Origin of the sequence: Almyronema sp. (genome assembly GCF_052168255.1) — a bacterium.
Classification (GTDB): Bacteria; Cyanobacteriota; Cyanobacteriia; order Phormidesmidales; family Phormidesmidaceae; genus Sphaerothrix; species Sphaerothrix epifaneia.
The window spans coordinates 13,176-29,393 of sequence record NZ_JBQLZL010000057.1; the positions used below are offsets into that span (position 1 = coordinate 13,176).

General features: G+C 51.1%; 16 protein-coding genes. 11 read left to right on the top strand and 5 right to left on the bottom strand.

The genetic code is table 11. The annotated features are described in order from the left end of the window. The first annotated feature begins 86 nt into the window (after positions 1 to 86). The 8 genes from der (at position 87) to ACTS3T_RS12795 (ending at position 7,354) form a co-directional block, all read left to right on the top strand. Positions 87 to 1,448, top strand: coding sequence for a ribosome biogenesis GTPase Der (gene der / locus ACTS3T_RS12760; protein ID WP_377967963.1), 1,362 nt, complete (start codon positions 87 to 89; stop codon positions 1,446 to 1,448). Between the two features lie 3 nt (positions 1,449 to 1,451). Next, on the top strand, positions 1,452 to 2,369 hold the full coding sequence (locus ACTS3T_RS12765; protein WP_377967961.1) for an energy-coupling factor transporter transmembrane component T family protein: 918 nt from the start codon (positions 1,452 to 1,454) through the stop codon (positions 2,367 to 2,369). Then, positions 2,366 to 3,796 (top strand): anthranilate synthase component I, encoded by a 1,431-nt coding sequence (locus ACTS3T_RS12770; RefSeq protein ID WP_462935089.1) that lies wholly within the window; start codon positions 2,366 to 2,368, stop codon positions 3,794 to 3,796. Before ACTS3T_RS12765 ends, ACTS3T_RS12770 begins: the two co-directional genes overlap by 4 nt. Before the next feature lie 351 nt (positions 3,797 to 4,147). Continuing rightward, positions 4,148 to 4,420, top strand: coding sequence for a transcriptional coactivator PipX (gene pipX / locus ACTS3T_RS12775; protein WP_377967958.1), 273 nt, complete (start codon positions 4,148 to 4,150; stop codon positions 4,418 to 4,420). After that, positions 4,417 to 5,103, top strand: a complete 687-nt coding sequence (locus ACTS3T_RS12780; RefSeq protein WP_377967956.1) for a YggS family pyridoxal phosphate-dependent enzyme — start codon at positions 4,417 to 4,419, stop codon at positions 5,101 to 5,103. The genes pipX and ACTS3T_RS12780 overlap by 4 nt, the downstream gene beginning before the upstream one ends. A 389-nt stretch (positions 5,104 to 5,492) precedes the next feature. After that, positions 5,493 to 6,104: a cell division protein SepF gene (locus ACTS3T_RS12785; protein WP_377967955.1), complete on the top strand. Its 612-nt coding sequence runs from the start codon at positions 5,493 to 5,495 to the stop codon at positions 6,102 to 6,104. A 138-nt stretch (positions 6,105 to 6,242) separates the two neighbouring features. After that, positions 6,243 to 7,046, top strand: a complete 804-nt coding sequence (gene proC, locus ACTS3T_RS12790) for a pyrroline-5-carboxylate reductase (protein ID WP_377967953.1) — start codon at positions 6,243 to 6,245, stop codon at positions 7,044 to 7,046. Between the two features lie 5 nt (positions 7,047 to 7,051). Beyond that, the gene (locus ACTS3T_RS12795) at positions 7,052 to 7,354 is read left to right on the top strand and encodes a GlsB/YeaQ/YmgE family stress response membrane protein (RefSeq protein WP_377967952.1); all 303 of its coding nucleotides are present in this window, start codon (positions 7,052 to 7,054) and stop codon (positions 7,352 to 7,354) included. Between the two features lie 76 nt (positions 7,355 to 7,430). On the opposite strand, the gene plsY is transcribed toward ACTS3T_RS12795, so the two are convergent. The 4 genes from plsY to ACTS3T_RS12815 form a co-directional block, all read right to left on the bottom strand. Further along, the gene (gene plsY / locus ACTS3T_RS12800; RefSeq protein WP_377967950.1) at positions 7,431 to 8,093 is read right to left on the bottom strand and encodes a glycerol-3-phosphate 1-O-acyltransferase PlsY; all 663 of its coding nucleotides are present in this window, start codon (positions 8,091 to 8,093) and stop codon (positions 7,431 to 7,433) included. A gap of 103 nt (positions 8,094 to 8,196) precedes the next feature. Beyond that, positions 8,197 to 9,264, bottom strand: coding sequence for a DUF3086 domain-containing protein (locus ACTS3T_RS12805; RefSeq protein WP_377967948.1), 1,068 nt, complete (start codon positions 9,262 to 9,264; stop codon positions 8,197 to 8,199). 47 nt (positions 9,265 to 9,311) lie between these two features. Continuing rightward, the gene (locus tag ACTS3T_RS12810; RefSeq protein ID WP_377967946.1) at positions 9,312 to 9,710 is read right to left on the bottom strand and encodes a DUF3119 family protein; all 399 of its coding nucleotides are present in this window, start codon (positions 9,708 to 9,710) and stop codon (positions 9,312 to 9,314) included. A gap of 123 nt (positions 9,711 to 9,833) precedes the next feature. Further along, positions 9,834 to 10,631 carry an MlaE family lipid ABC transporter permease subunit gene (locus tag ACTS3T_RS12815; RefSeq protein WP_377967944.1) on the bottom strand — a complete coding sequence of 266 codons (798 nt, stop codon included), beginning with the start codon at positions 10,629 to 10,631 and terminating at the stop codon, positions 9,834 to 9,836. 283 nt (positions 10,632 to 10,914) lie between these two features. Between ACTS3T_RS12815 and ACTS3T_RS12820 the strand changes: the two genes are divergently transcribed. From ACTS3T_RS12820 to ACTS3T_RS12830, 3 genes are all read left to right on the top strand, one after another. Continuing rightward, positions 10,915 to 11,205 (top strand): hypothetical protein, encoded by a 291-nt coding sequence (locus ACTS3T_RS12820; RefSeq protein ID WP_377967943.1) that lies wholly within the window; start codon positions 10,915 to 10,917, stop codon positions 11,203 to 11,205. A gap of 72 nt (positions 11,206 to 11,277) precedes the next feature. Beyond that, entirely contained in the window at positions 11,278 to 12,852 is a 1,575-nt protein-coding gene (locus ACTS3T_RS12825; RefSeq protein WP_377967941.1) for a M16 family metallopeptidase, read from the top strand. A 112-nt stretch (positions 12,853 to 12,964) separates the two neighbouring features. Next, on the top strand, positions 12,965 to 14,461 hold the full coding sequence (locus tag ACTS3T_RS12830) for a M16 family metallopeptidase (protein ID WP_377967939.1): 1,497 nt from the start codon (positions 12,965 to 12,967) through the stop codon (positions 14,459 to 14,461). Between the two features lie 53 nt (positions 14,462 to 14,514). Here the strand turns inward: ACTS3T_RS12830 and ACTS3T_RS12835 are convergent, their stop codons facing one another. Then, on the bottom strand, positions 14,515 to 16,041 hold the full coding sequence (locus ACTS3T_RS12835) for a CHASE2 domain-containing protein (RefSeq protein ID WP_377967937.1): 1,527 nt from the start codon (positions 16,039 to 16,041) through the stop codon (positions 14,515 to 14,517). Positions 16,042 to 16,218: the final 177 nt, after the last annotated feature.

Here is a 16,218-nt window from a genome sequence, read left to right on the forward strand (position 1 = left end):
CGCTCGATCCTATCAGGCGACGGCTACCGATTGACCTTCTACAATGGGTTAATGGGTTTTTAGAAAATAGAGAGTGACCCCGACCTATGCCGCTGCCAATTGTTGCTATTGTGGGACGCCCCAACGTGGGCAAATCGACCCTGGTGAATCGTCTGACTGGCGAGCGGGAGGCGATTGTTCACGATCAGCCCGGTGTGACCCGCGATCGCACGTATCGGCCCGCTTTTTGGGGCGATCGCGAATTTATGGTAGTCGATACGGGGGGCTTAGTGTTTGATGACGACACCGAATTTTTGCCCTACATTCGCGAACAAGCCGCTATGGCGATGAGCGAAGCCAGCGCCGCCATTATGGTGGTAGACGGACAACACGGCCCGACTGATGCTGATACCGAAATCGCTGACTGGCTGCGGCAGCAAAATGTGCCTGTGCTGCTGGCTGTTAACAAATGCGAGTCGCCAGAGCAAGGGCTAATGCAGGCGGCTCAGTTTTGGGAATTGGGCATAGGAGAGCCTTATCCGATTTCGGGTATTCACGGCAACGGTACCGGAGAACTGTTAGAGCAACTGGTTGAATATTTGCCGACGGTTGCGGCTGAGGCAGACGATGCAGAAATTCGCGTAGCCATCATTGGTCGCCCCAATGTCGGCAAATCCAGCTTGCTGAATGCCTTTGTGGGCAACATGCGCTCTATTGTTAGCCCCATTTCAGGCACCACGCGCGATGCGATCGATACCGTGGTGACGCGAGGAGAGCAAACGTATCGCCTGGTAGATACGGCGGGAATTCGCAAAAAAAAGCAGGTGGAATACGGCACCGAGTTTTTTAGCGTCAATCGGGCGTTTAAGGCCATTCGCCGCGCCGATGTGGTGCTGTTGGTCATTGATGCGATCGATGGCGTCACCGAGCAAGATCAAAAACTGGCTGGTCGGATTGAAGAAGAAGGCAAAGCCTGCATCATTGTGGTGAATAAGTGGGATGCGATCGAAAAAGACTCCCACACTATTTATGACCACAAACGCGACATTAGCGCCAAACTCTATTTCATAGACTGGGCGGAGGTGATTTTTACCAGTGCGCTCACAGGGCAGCGCGTTACTAAAATTTTAGACTTGGTAGATTTGGCAGTCGATCAGCATCGCCGCCGCGTTACAACGGCTGTAGTCAACGAAGTGCTCGAAGAAGCGGTACGCTGGCATACGCCGCCGACCACTCGCCAGGGACGGCAAGGCCGAATTTACTACGGTACGCAGGTGACGGCTCAGCCTCCTTCTTTTACCTTGTTTGTCAACGATCCCAAGCTCATTACCGAAAATTATCGTCGCTACATTGAACGGCAGTTTCGAGAAAATTTGGGTTTTGAAGGGACGCCCATTCGCCTCTTCTGGCGAGGTAAGAAAATGCGCGAGCTAGAACGCGGTAGTGCTAACCGGGCAACTAAGGTTTAAGCGATGGATTTACTGCGATCGCTGCCTTTAGGGCTTTACCTAGAGCAACCCGTTACCTGGCTACATCAGCTAGATGCACGGATCAAAATGGTCTGGCTGATGAGTTTTTTGGCTGCGCCGATTTTAGCCAATGACCTGTGGCGTTGTCTTTTAGTGGCGTTGCTGATTTTGCTAACCCTCAGCGCTCGTATTCCGCTGCGGGTTTGGCGGCAGCAAATGGGGTGGTTACTTCTGTTGGGGATTTTGGTTTTTTTGCTGACGATGGTGACCCCCGATGGTCTGGCAATTACGCAACAGCCTCGCTTGCCAACGCCCGAAGCGATCGTAGCTTTAAATCCACCGCCAGAGTCGCTGCCGCCGCTGGCTCAGCCTACGGGGTATGACTATATTTTGTTTCACCAAGGCCCCTTGACCGTTAGCCAGCAGTCTTTTACTTTGGCGATTCGAGTCAGTACGCTACTATTTACCTTAATCTACGCAACCAACCTGTTTTTGCTCACCACTGCGCCAGAGGAAATTACGGCTGCTCTAGAAGACCTGATGCAGCCGCTCAAGTATTTAGGCTTGCCAGTGACAGAGGTGGCTTTGACCGTGACGCTGGCGTTGCGGTTTATTCCCTTAGTGCTAGAGGAAATCCAAAACCTGGTGCGTTCTGTGCGCACCCGCGCAATCAACTGGAAAAAGCTGGGTCTGCGTCGAGCCGTTCAAATCTGGCTGATGGTGGCCGAACGCCTGCTAGAAAACCTGTTGCTCAGGGCAGAACAAATTGCTTCCGCCATGCAGGTACGAGGCTTTACCAGTCCCAATCAGCATCGGGTTGCTTGGCATCAGCTACGGCTGCGGTTTTGGGATTGGATTGCCTTTGCGGGGGTAGTTGGTTTTTGGTGGGTGCGTCTACTCTGGGGTGGAGAAGCGATTTGAGTGGCTTGCAGCCTTGGCACTGGCGATCGCAGCCTTTGTGCCAGCAGACGGGATCAGAGGTGTTTGCAGCTTTGTTTTTGTCAGCGGGGGCTAACCCTGGTGAGCCAGGGCAGATTGCAACGCTGCTAGAAAGTCCTGGTACTGGCTCAGCTAGTCCCCTAAGTCGGTATTCTATCTGTGCTGGGCCACCGCGCTGCATAGACGGCCAAGCCCAAGTATGGACGCCACCGCTGGGGCAGATTTTGCCGACGCTGCGATCGCGCTTGGGACGCTCTCTAGCTGATACTTCAACTGCTGAGCCACCCGCCGATCTGCCGTTTCAAGGGGGCTGGCTAGGCTGGCTGGGGTATGACCTGGCTTGGGAAATTGAACAACTTCCCTGGCTAAAGCCAGAGGGTTTGCCCTTTCCGGTGGCCTTTTGGTATGAGCCTGCGGAGTTTGCCGTGCTAGACCATCAGCAGCAAGTTTTGTGGCTAGCCACTACTCAAGCAGCCCGCCTAGATGCGTTGCAACAACGATTAGAACAAGCCGATCCCCAGGCGATCGCTGGGGAAAAACTACTGGCTAGTCCTCAAAAGCTGCAAGTTGGCTTTACCCAAGCTGACTACGAAGCGGCAGTGCGACAAGCTCAAAATCATATTCAAGCAGGCGATATTTTTCAGGCCAATTTGTCGCTGCGCTTTTCTACTCAAGTTGATCAATCTCCTTGGCAAATTTACGCTCAGCTTCAAAAGATTAACCCTTCTCCGTTTGCTAGCTACTGGCAGACCCCTTGGGGATCAGTCGTTAGCTGTTCGCCAGAACGGTTGGTTCAGCTCCAGGGTAGCCAAGCCCAAACCCGCCCTATTGCCGGAACGCGATCGCGGGGCGCTAGCGCGGCGCAAGACCAGGCCCAAGCCGATGATTTGCTCAGCAACGAAAAAGAAATCGCTGAACACGTCATGCTAGTCGATCTCGAACGCAACGATCTCGGTCGGGTTTGCCAGTGGGGATCAATCAAAGTAGACGAACTGCTGAGCATTGAACGCTATAGCCATGTCATGCATTTAGTCAGCAATGTGCGAGGTCAGCTCAGAGCCGATCAAGATGCAATGACGCTGATTCAGGCTTTGTTTCCGGGGGGAACGATTACAGGCTGTCCAAAAATCCGCTGCATGGAGATCATCGAACAGCTAGAACCCGTACGCCGCAGTTTGTTCTATGGTTCCTGTGGCTACTTAGATTGGCGCGGCAACCTAGATCTCAATATCTTGATTCGGACGCTGCTGCTAGCACCTCAACCCTCTGCCGCGATCGCTTATCAGGTTTGGGGACAGGTTGGCGCTGGTATTGTAGCCGATAGCGATCCAACGCGGGAGTGGCTAGAATCTTTGCAAAAAGCCAAAGCCCAACTCCTTTCTTTAGGGGCTTCCCCTCACTTTAATTAGCTTAAAAAGTTCTGAAAGAACCATTGGGATCTAAAAATTGTATCAGCGCTGCTCTCAATACTAAAAAGTAGATGTGGCTGATAGAAAAACTGAACTTTATCGCGATCGCATCTACCTAACCTGCCTGTCAAAACCTGTTCAGCCATACCAAAACTAGACAATAATCTGAGATTTGTTTATTGAATAAATATTCAAAAAGGCTTTTTTATGCGTTAATACAGCTAAATAATCAATTTTTTTTGTGAATTTTTTCTGGTTCAAGCTTGAGAACCGCTGTTTTCTCTAGTTTTTTGTGACCAGTTTGACATAAAGTATTGAGATGATTTGGCCTACTATAGCTCCTCTGCCTGAATGAGCACTGAAAACTATCTCAATCATCCAACCTTTGGTCTGCTCTTCAGAGTTTGCTTAGTGGATGGATCGAAGGAACTGTTCGCAACGCTTTATGCCCAGCGATTGTTCTTTCTCGTCACAACAAGCAGTTCTAACGGGCTAATATTTGAGCCGATTGGACGGGGCGATGCCCGCATGTTGCTAGAAAATCGCCTGCGAATTCTCCGGCGAGCTGGCCAATATTCGGAGTACGATCAGCTGCAGAAGACCTACCAGCAAACGTTTAAATGACTTCTCCGGCTGCCGCTGGCAACATTGCAGATCGAATTCGTCAGGTTAAAAAAGAGTTGCCCGCTTCAGTTCGTCTGATTGCCGTTACGAAAAAGTTTCCGGCGGCTGTTGTGCGAATGGCTTATGAAGCGGGAATTCGTGATTTTGGCGAAAGTCAGGTTCAAGAAGCTGAGCAAAAGCAGGCAGAGCTTGCCGATCTAGCAGATATTACCTGGCACCTGATTGGACATTTACAAAGTAACAAAGCCCGCAAAGCGATCGCTCAATTTCAGTGGATACATTCGATCGACAGCCTCAAGCTAGCCCAACGCCTAGATCAAATTGCGGCTGAATTAGGGCGATCGCCCCAGTGTTGTTTGCAGGTGAAGCTGGCTCCCGATCCGGCTAAATATGGCTTTACCCTCCCCGAACTGATGCAGGCGTTATCAGCCCTCAACCAGCTACGGCACTTGCAAATGGTTGGGTTAATGACGATTCCCCCGTATGGGTTGCCCGCGGCTGAAACACAGGCTATTTTCGATCAGCTACGCCAGCTACAAGCCGACATCAACCAGCAAAAGCACTCCCAGCTTCAAATCAAACAGCTATCGATGGGCATGTCAGGCGACTATCCCCTTGCGATCGCTGCGGGTGCAACCATGATTCGGCTAGGCACCCAGTTATTTGGTTCTCGAACCCTGTAAGGAACCTTTTAGGTAGCTTTTTGCGACTATTCATTCAGGCCAAAACCCTAGGCTGCTGTTGCCGTACAGCTGATTTTTTAACTAAATATTAATTGATCACCATCTCAAAGATTTTCATGTATACTGTGGACTCAATGTTCCGCATTTGCAGGGGCGAGGGTAGCGTCAGCGCCTAGGGCTGAGTCAGGTCTGCGCCTTAAGCTAAATTTCAACTTTCATTGGGAGTACTTTCATTCGATTTAAAGAGCCATTTAACCTGCTTCGGATCTATAGTATGGAACGGGAAACTTGGCTACTATCGAATGCTTAGTCTCCGAGTCTTCTAAAAGTAACCAGACTTTAGAAGTTAAGTTTGCCAAGTTGAATCTATTCATGATGGAGTGTAAGCCGTGAGTAATCTGTTTTCTAAGCTGCGGGATTTTGTTGGACTCAATGATCCAGCAGATTACGAATATGAATACGACGAAATGGATGGAGGCGAATACCAAAGCCTCTATCAAGAAGAAAACCCGGCACCGAGTCCTGAACCTCCTCAGCCCATGCCGCAAGAGGAGCCTCGTGCTCGCCGTCGTGTTGTACGAGAGCGCATCATGTCTACTGAGCCTGGAATGGTTTCTATGAATAATGTGATTGGTATGCCTGGAGCAATGAACGGTGTGTCCGAAGTCGTGGTGATGGAGCCTCGCTCCTTTGAAGAAATGCCGCAGGCTATTCAGGCTCTGCGTGAGCGCAAATCGGTTGTGCTTAATCTAACAATTATGGATCCCGATCAGGCGCAGAGAGCCGTAGATTTCGTAGCGGGGGGAACCTACGCTATGGACGGCCACCAAGAGCGCATCGGCGAAAGTATTTTCTTGTTTACGCCCAACTGCGTACAGGTCAGCACGCCTTCTGAAATTGAAGACGATATGCCGCTCACCCACGTACCGCCAGCGCCCGCCCCTCGTCAGGCTCCTCCTACCCCCGCTTGGGCGTCGGAACAGCAAGCACGCATGGCGTAAGCGTGAGCGTCCACGCAAATTCCTGATGAATGGAAAACAGGCAGTCTAGAGAATTGACTCATGACCAAAAGCCAATTTGGCAATCTGCCAGATTTAGCTTAAGCAAAGTGATAAATTGCTCAGGAGGCAAAGATCCAGTTGCCTGAAAAACTTGGCATTATTGGTGGCGGGGTAATGGGGGAAGCCCTTTTATCCCGCCTTATTGCGGCAGGTATCTATGAAGCTGGCGAGGTCGTCGTCAGCGATCCGGCGGCTGAGCGAAGACAAAAACTCGCGGCTAGTTACGGGGTCAACACCACGCCGGATAACCAACAGGCGCTAAACGCCACTGAAACCGTCTTGTTAGCGGTTAAGCCTCAAATTTTTGCAGCCGTTGCCGCCACCGTGGCTGAGGTTCCGGGTGAAAAGCCGCTGCTCGTTTCAATTATGGCTGGTGTGCCCCTCGCTAGCTTAGCGGCAGCTTTTCCGGGCTGGCCTCTGGTTCGCGCCATGCCCAACACGCCCGCTACGGTTGGTGCCGGGATGACCGCGATCGCGTTAGGGCCGCAAGTCACCCCCGACCAGCAAGCCCTGGCAAAGCAGCTTTTTAGCTCAGTGGGCGAAGTGGTCGAAGTGGCTGAATCCTTGATGGACGCCGTTACTGGGCTTTCAGGATCCGGCCCTGGTTATGTCGCCATTATGATTGAAGCCCTCGCTGATGGGGGTGTGGCGGCTGGACTGCCAAGGGCGATCGCGCTGCAGCTTGCCATTCAAACCGTTAAGGGAACGGCTGAGCTGCTGCAAACCGAAAACTTGCACCCCGCTGTGCTCAAAGACCGGGTGACCAGTCCTGGTGGCACCACGATTGCAGGTATTGCCTGCTTAGAGTCGCTAGGGTTGCGTACGGCCTTAATAGAAGCGGTACGCACGGCTTGTCAGCGTGCTAAAGAACTCGGAGCGTAGTTAGAGTGGACATTACTCATTTACTCGTCCAGGTTATTATTGCCATCGTCTGTGCAGGGCTTGCCAATCTACTGGTGCCGCGTCGTATCCCTGGTAAGCTGGTGGGGCTGGTTTTGATTGGCCTCGCTGGTGTTTGGGTGGGCCGCTGGAGCGCTGACTATCTGAGCCAGCAGTTTGGCTTGAACTGGGCGTTTTTAGAATGGCAACTGCAGGGGGTAGAGATTGTTCCTGCAATTATTGGCTGTGCCATTGTGCTGTATGTCGTAACGGCCTTTCTCAGTTGGGGCCGATATGGCGGTCGAGGCTAAACAAGGATATTGATTTGTAAGCCAAAAGCAGAAGGAAAGCTTGACGGCTTCAAAACACTGCTGCGCTCAGCGCGATTTAGGCTTGGGGGCTTTGGCTGCTGCGGTTACTGCCTAATCGCGGTTCAGTACCCGCTAAAATGCGGCGGATGTTGCTTTGGTGGCGCAGGATGACGTATAAACCGCCTGCCAACCCCAACAGCGCATAGGGTAAGGGCTGGTGAGTTACCACCATTAAAACAAACGCGGCGATCGCTGCACCTACTGAACTGAGCGAAACAATCCGCGAAATTGCTAAAACGCCGATAAAAACAAACAGAGCACCGATGGCTACAGGCCAAGCCATCGCCAGCAGGATGCCTAAACCAGAGGCGGCTGATTTGCCACCCATAAAGTTAATCCAGACCGAACGGCTATGGCCGATTAGCACCAGCAGGCTAGCGGCTGTAACAATCCAAGCGATCGCGCCGGGGCTAACAGACAACTCTGCCTGAGCGGCAACCCAGGGATAACCATATTTTGCCAGCAGAACTGCGGCTGAGCCTTTTAAAACGTCAATAGCCAAAACAGCTAAAGCGGCTCCTTTGCCGACGTTGCGTAAGACGTTAGTAGCGCCAGTACCCCCCGATCCATACTGGCGAATATCAATTCCCTTCAGGGCTTTAGCCACTAAATAACCCGTTGGAATTGAGCCGAAGAGGTATGCTGCCAACAAAAATAGGCCAATGATGATCCCGCTCACAAACCGACCGCTCCTGTGGTATCGCCAGTATCAGTTTAGAAGGTTACGGCAGGGGTTTACTCAAACATTGACTTATTTTGCAAAGTCTCATGGCCGATGGGGATCAAAAATCGTATTCCGGAATGGGATTAGCAGGATCAGGAGCAAACGCCAGCCATAGCGGAAACTGGAGCAGCGACAAACTAATTTTGTCTTCAGATTCATCGACAATTATCAGCGGCAGCAGCCCATTTTCTACCAGCCGATCAGCCCGCTGTACTAGCGGTTCCGCCGCTTCAAACAACATGACGCCGCGATTGGTGCCAAAGTCGGTGCGAGAAATGCCTAAGCAATCTTGCAACCCTCGTCGCCACTCGCCCAAACGCTCTGGAGTATTAGCCAAAACCAGCGATCGCAGACGACTACCATAGAGAGCATGTAGAATCGAAATTCCGGCGGAGGCAATCAACACGTTTTGAAGGCGGCTACCCATGCTTTTAATCGCTCCCCGTCCCCCTTGGGTAAAAAACCAGTTAGCAATGCGATCGGCATGAACGGGTTCAAACGTTCGGCGTAACTGCCAAACGGGGCCATAATAGTCAGGCCGGAGGCGATATTGGTCGATTAAGCTGCGGACTCGTTCGGTTTGTTCTTGAAACCGTTGGTTAGCAAAGCCAATCTCTAGGCGCGACTCGTCTGCAGCTCGTTCGCTGACTGGCTCTGGTGCCGGACGACTTGGCGCAGGCGAGAAGACTTCAGCCGGGGTGAGTTCTAGCTGTTCAGCCGCAGTGGCGAGATCTTGCAGACTGCCAACTAAATATTCTTTAAAGCCTTGTACTCGAATGGCTAAGTCTTGAGACACGCCCGCAAAGCTCGTTCTCATTTCTGCTCGAATGCGTTCTTGGCGGCGTTCTAACTGTTCAACTTCGGTTTTTAAGGTTTGACGCTGTTGCTCTAGTTCACTAAGGTTTTGGCGAATTAGACGACTCAGATCGCTTTGTAGCGTTTGCGCCTGGTCTTTAATGAGGCGGCTGTAGGTTGTCTTTAACTCTTCAATACTGCGTTTTAGGTCTGCTTCTTGAGTCCGTAAACTGGCCACCTGCTGTTCTAGATTTGGTATAGCAGAACCACTAGATCCCCCAGTTGCCGCTGGAGCCGTTGTGTCGGAATTCGAGAAATTTTCTGCAGCCATGAACACTCTATAGGACTTAGACTAGGCAAACTGTAACACTGTGCGATTCAGCTTGGCGATTGATTTAAGAAAGCTAGGTGAGTGGCCAAAGCTGTTTGGAGTTGCTGCGGTGAAAACAGCATCGGCAAAAAATGAATGCTGTTGACCTCTTTGAAATAAAACAAAATAGGAACGGGAGGCCAGAAAATTTGCCAATTTTGCCACTCTTGATAGGGAAAGCAGCGAATCTGGCGATCGCTACGATAAACCTCTAGCGCCGTTTCTGTAAATGCCAGTCGAATCGTAGCCGCCTGAACCAGCAAAAACAGCCCAAAAAGGGCTAAGACGATGCCCAACCAAGGTTGCCACAGAAGAGAAAGCGCACCTAAGCCAATAAGGGCAGTTGGCAAGTTATAGCTAGGACTCAGCCGAGACGAAGCATCAACACGAGACGAGGTAGGTGTCATGGGGGTCTTCAATCAAATTGCTTACATTTTAGGGGACTCGGCTAGAAGTCGTACCGAAATACCTCAGCAGGGCAGCTACCGTTCAACCCTACTTCTGTTACTGGGTAGATGGCTGATAAAAGGCTAAAAGTTGCGCATAACGGCGCTCCCCGTACCCTGAAACATCAGCCAAGAAAGAAAAAAGTTGCTGATAAAGATCGCCAGTAAAGCAGTGACGACAGCAGTGGTTGTTGATTGACCGACTCCTTTAGCGCCCCCGGTGGTGGTTAATCCCCAGCTAGCGCCGATGATGGCAATCAGCACGCCAAAGACAAAGGCTTTAATCATGGCGCTAGCGAGATCCCAAACCGTCAAAAAGTTTTGAGCTGAGTCTAAAAAAACGGTTTGAGAGATGTTGTAAAGGTTCGTCGCTACGATTAGCCCGCCGCTCATACCTGTAATAAAAGAAAGCACGCTCAAAAGTGGCAGCATCAGCGCACAGGCAATCACTCGCGGAATTACTAAATAGTCGATAGGGTCGGTTTGCAACATTTGCAGAGCGTCAATTTGCTCGGTTACCTGCATGGTGCCAATCTCGGCGGCAAAGGCTGAGCCGACCCGTCCGGCCAATACCACCGCCGTTAGCACCGGAGCCAGTTCCCTGGCCAAGGTTAGCGCTAAAACCCCGCCTACAGCCGTACCGGCTCCAAAGTTAATAAACTCGCGCGTCACTTGAATGGTAAAAACCATACCCACAAAGGAGGCCGTTACCAGCGCAATCAGCAATGACTCTGGGCCAACCGCAGCCATTTGTTCGACCGTATTGCGGCGATGGATGGGCCGGGAAATGAGATGAATAACTACTTGTCCGGCTAATAAAAACGCCGCTAGCAGACGCTGTCCCCAACGCTTAAGTCCAGATGAATCAACAGCTTGAGCCAAGGCTATCTCTCTTGCTATAGGGATATGAATGGATTTTGCGACACGAAAACCCGACAGCCAATGACGGGATTGACCTGACACTTGTAGCTTCACCATTGGAGCTACAAGTGTCAAGCCGTTTCTGAGAAACCATTACAGCACTTCAAAACGATATTTTATGAAGATTTAATTTTCTTCAAAACTCCCCAGCGGAGCAGCCGATCGCCTTTAAGGTAATAAAAAGGACATTTCTCAAGTTGTCTCACTAGAGACTCATTAGAGAATTGGAGACGCGATCGCTGTTATGACAAGTTGGCTACAGGTTCTTCGTTCGCTGATCTTGACTGCAATTGTCAGCTTTCTAATTCCTCTGGGTTTAATGGGGGCAGTGATCGGCCTTGTCTTGCTGGCGAACCACATCGCTCCGCTAGCAACGTTCAGCCAATTGATTTTGCAACGATTGCTCCAGTTTTTGGGGGTTTTTGGCGGCGGCGATGCCCTAGAAGGCATTTTGACCATTGGTTTAGCCTCTGGGGTAGTGGGGACGTTGTTTGATGCGTTTGCCTATTTTCGCTACTCTGGCTTACGCCGCTAGTGATCGCAAACACCCCTACCAGCGCTTATCCTGGAACAGGAGTCTCCATCTGAACGAGTTAACTTTTAATTTATGAACTTGCGTGCTTTTGGGTTTGCTGGCGTCAGTGGCAAATTCGCCTTAGCCAGAGAGTCTTTTAGTCGTCGCTTATGGCTGGTCTGGTTGCTGGTTATCTTATTATGGCTGAGTCCATTAGGCGCGATCGCGCAGGCTAGCAGCTCAATTCAGCCTTATCTCGATCGCGTCGCGGAACAGGTGAGTGAATTCACCTTAGACAATGGCATGAAATTCATTGTCCTAGAGCGTCACCAGGCTCCAGTGGTTTCGTTTATGCTGTATGCCGACGTGGGAGCCGTTGACGAACCTGTTGGCAAAACTGGCGTTGCTCATTATTTAGAGCACCTGGCCTTTAAAGGCACGCAGCAGATCGGCACTACCAACTACGCGGCTGAGCAGGCATTGTTTGAGCAGATGGATACCCAGTTCAAAGCGCTGCTAGCTGCTGAGAGCGCCGATAATGCTGAGCAAGCAGCGGCCATCCGCGAACAGCTAGAAACCCTGCGCCAAGAGGCAAACACCTACGTCGAGCAAAACAAGTACGGTCAAATTATTGAACAGGCTGGCGGCGTCGGCCTAAATGCCACAACCGGAGCCGATGCTACCCGCTATTTTTATAGCTTGCCTTCTAACAAGCTAGAGTTGTGGATGTCGTTAGAGTCGGAACGGTTTTTAGAGCCTGTCTTTCGCCAGTTCTACGAAGAGAAAGAAGTCATTTTAGAAGAACGCCGTATGCGGGTAGACAACTCCCCCATCGGCTTAATGATTGAAACCTTTTTAGATACCGCCTTTGAAACTAGCCCCTACGGTCGGCCAGTAATTGGCTACGAATCTGATCTCTACCAGGTCAGCCGTCAGGATATTCAAGATTTTTTTGATACCTACTATGGGCCAAGCAATTTGGTCGCAGCCATTGTCGGCGATGTATCCACCTCGACCGTTCAGCAACTGGCCGAAACTTACTTTGGTCGTTTTCAAAGCCGTGCCCTGCCACCCACGGTAGAGGTCAACGAGCCTCCACAGCGATCGCCAAAAGAATTCACCTTAGAGTTGCCTTCTCAACCCTGGTACTTAGAGGGCTACCATCGCCCAGCCCTGAGCGATCCTAACCACGTTGTCTACGGTATTATCGACGACTTGTTAGTCGGGGGGCGAACTTCTCGCCTGTACCAGGCGCTTGTAGATGATAATCAGGTAGCGCTAGATATTGGCAGTATTAACGGTCTACCCGGCGATAAATATCCTAGCCTCTTTTTAATCTACGCCCTTACCGCTCCCAATCACACGGTTGATGAAGTTGCTACGCTTCTAGAAGCCGAACTCGATAGTCTTAAAACCGAACCTGTAGCTGAAGCCGAACTCGATCGGGTAAAAACCCAAGCGCGGGCTAGTTTAATCCGTTCTCTCAACTCAAACCAGGGCTTAGCCTCACGCTTGGCCGAATACGAAGCTAAAACGGGTAGCTGGCGTAACGCCTTTACTGAAATTGAAGCGATCGAATCCGTCAGTGCGGCTGATGTGCAGCAAGTAGCCCAGCAGCTATTTCAGCCCCAAAACCGTACCGTGGGTCGGTTGATCTCGGCTGAATAGCGCTTGAAACTAACGGTGACTGATCGACTGGGTGATTGATTTGCCGTTGGTTTGTGGGAATGTCAGCATTTTTTGTTCGTTTGTGCTTAGTCTAGAGTGGAAGATTTTGTCAATGCAGTGGTCTAAGATTGCTCGACAGCGCTGGCAACGACGGTTTTTACCCGCCGCCTTGCTTAGCATCATGGCTTTGGTGAGTGTGGTGGTTTTGGGCTGGCAGCCAGCAGCCGTAGCCAACGAAGCCCGCCACTATACAGAACTGGAATTTCCGCCGTTGGGCGAAGTGCAAATTCCTCCCTATGAGCGCTACGAGCTAGAAAATGGGCTGGTGGTCTACTTGATGGAGGATCACGAACTGCCGCTCATTAGCGGCTCGGCCACATTTCGCACCGGAGAACGCTACGAACCCGGTAATCAAGTCGGGCTAGCCAACGTAGTCGGCGAAGCCATGCGCTTAGGTGGAACCCGCAGCCATAGCCCTGATGAACTCAATCAGCTTTTAGAACAGCGCGCCGCTGCGATTGAAACGGGCATTGACACCACGGCAGGCTCAGCTAGCTTTAGTGCGCTATCAGATGATACGGAGACCGTGTTCGAGCTGTTTTCTGAGGTCGTTCGCTATCCGGCTTTTGATCCCGAAAAAATTGATTTTCTCAAAAATCAGTATCGAGGGGGCATTGCCCGTCGTAACGATGACCCCGATGAAATTGCCCAGCGAGAGTTTCTCAAGCTGGTTTATGGTAGCGACAGCCCATACTCACGCACGATTGAGTACGAAACGCTCAACAATTTTGAGCGGCAAGATATTTTGTCGTTTTATCAAGCCTCTGTGCAGCCTGGGCAAACCATTCTTGGCATTGTGGGAGATTTTGACCCCGCAGCTATGAAAGCCCTGATTGCTGAGTATTTTGGCGACTGGCAGGGCGAATCTAGTTCTGCCTATGCGTTTGATCTACCCACTGTGGCTCAGGCAAAAACGGGCGTTTTTCTGGTTGATCAGCCCCAACTGACGCAAAGCTCGGTGCAAATTGGTCACTTGGGCGGTCAACTCAATGGCGAAGACTATCCGGCTATGTCCGTCCTCAATGAGGTTCTCAATGGCTTTAGCGGTCGTTTGTTTAACCAAGTGCGATCGCAGCAAGGTTTAGCTTATGTTGTCTATGCTTTTTGGTCAGCCCGCTACGACTATCCAGGAACGTTTACCGGGGGTGGGCAAACCCGCTCAGAAGCCACGGTGCCTTTTGTCAAAGCGGTGCTGGCTCAGCTCGAAACCATTAGAAGCACCCCGATTACCGCTTTAGAACTCAAGCAGGCCAAAGACTCGGTATTAAATAGCTTTGTGTTTAATTTTCAAAGCCCGGATCAAACGCTGTCGCGCTTAATTCGATACGAATACTATGGCTATCCGTCCGACTTTGTTTTTCGCTTTCAGCAAGCTATTGCCGCTGTGGCTGTAGAAGACGTGCTGCAAGCTGCACAAACTAATCTTCATCCGGATCAGCTAGTGATCCTAGTAGTTGGGAATGCGGCTGAAATTCAGCCACCGCTTTCCAGCTTGACGAAAGATACGGTTACTCAAATCGATATTACAATTCCGCAGCCCAGCGCTTAGGCTACCAACAGCAGCAACAGACCCTGGATCAGCTGATGGCTGTCCAGGGCACGCTACTCTTCAATGTCTGAAGAAATTTCTGAAGATGGGTTTTGTCGCTTCTCTGCTGGCTTTGGCTCCGCAGCCGATGTTTTGGCTGAGGGAGACTGACGCTGCTTACGAAGTTGCTTAGCCCGCTGCTGTAGCTGGCTAAAGTATTCGGTTTCGGCAATTTCTGAAACTTGACGTTCGACCTTAACCGTATCAATCTCAATATTGAGTCTCAAGAAGTTTTTAACCTGTCGATAAACAGCTTGCCCATAAGAACTGTGATGAAAGCGATCGACGAGAACGACGCCACTGGCTGAAATCAGCACAGCCAGCGCTGGCGGTATCAGTGGAATCCAGCCCCCTTGCAGAAAAAGCCAAAAGACCAGACCATACAGTATGCCATTGAGCAAGAACAGCCCTGAGCCAAACCAGAGCGGATGGCGAATGAACCAGGCGAAGACGCCACCTACCAGCCCCCAGCCCACAATCCAAGCGGCTTCCTGCCGATTTGACCAAGCCCAAATCAAAGGCCGACCGTCAAGGACGGCGCTGAGAATTTGACTCACCGATTGAGCGTGGACAAGCACACCCGGCATTTTTTGCTGGTCTTGCAGACCGCCGCTATAGGGTGTATAAAATTCGTCCTTAGCCTGAGGCGTTGTCAAACCTATCAGCACAATGCGATCGCGAATTAATTCTGGCTTCACCTGTCCGGCTAAGACCTGACCCAACGTTACCTGAGGAGCCACTTGTTTGGCCGAGCGGTAATTAAGTAAGAGCTGATAGCCATTATCGTCTACCTGCTGATATCCCCCCATGCCTTGGCGAAAGCGATTGAGCCTAACCGAGTCAAGCTGAATCGTCTCCGTCTCGGTGAGCTGAGGTTCGATGCCCCGCGCTGCCAAATATCTCAGGGCAAGCTGTAGACCAAATGACAAGATAACGTCTGACCCATTACAACGATGCTGTAGCGGCAGCACGTCTTCAAAGGGTTCTGGTGTGGCCACCAACAGGTTACGGCGCAAAATCCCGCCTGGATCGACAACGATGTCAGAAAAACCAACGGCTGTAGGGGCGACATCGGCTGGCGGTGCAATACCGGGATCTTCAGCACTGCTGAGTTTGCAAACCGGAATAATCCGGTCACTTGCGTGCAACTGCCTCAGTAAGGCTACGTGTCCAGAACCAATGGGTACATCCCGAAATATATCTAGACCGATAACTTCGGGTTCATCAGCTAGCAGCTTGGCTAATAAGTCAGCAATGGTTTGATCTTGAATCGGCCACTCACGACGAGTCTGAATGTCGTTTTCGGTAATGCCGACAATCAAGAGACGCGGATCGGGGCCGCGGTCGGGGCGGATGCGGATGAGCTGATCGTAGGCGGCTAATTCTAGACCCTGCAACAACCCTAGCGATCGCCCGCCAATCACGGCTGCGCTTAGCAACAAACTGGTCAAACAAGCTGTCTGTAGAAAAGGGGCAAGTTTTGTCCAGGCTAGCCGAGGTAGCCCAGCTCGTAGCTGCTTAAAAGGAGGGGGGAGGGCCATCAGCAACAACAGTTACAGCAGGTCTGATCTTTACTTTTAAGCTTAGTGCCAACAAATGCGATTCGCCCATTGCTTAGCCGTTCTACCGTGTGCCAAACCCACAGGCAGGGGGAAATCTAAAGCTAGGATGAATGTTTTGCGGAGAAAACAAAATTCTGCTGAAGATTTTTGCGGACA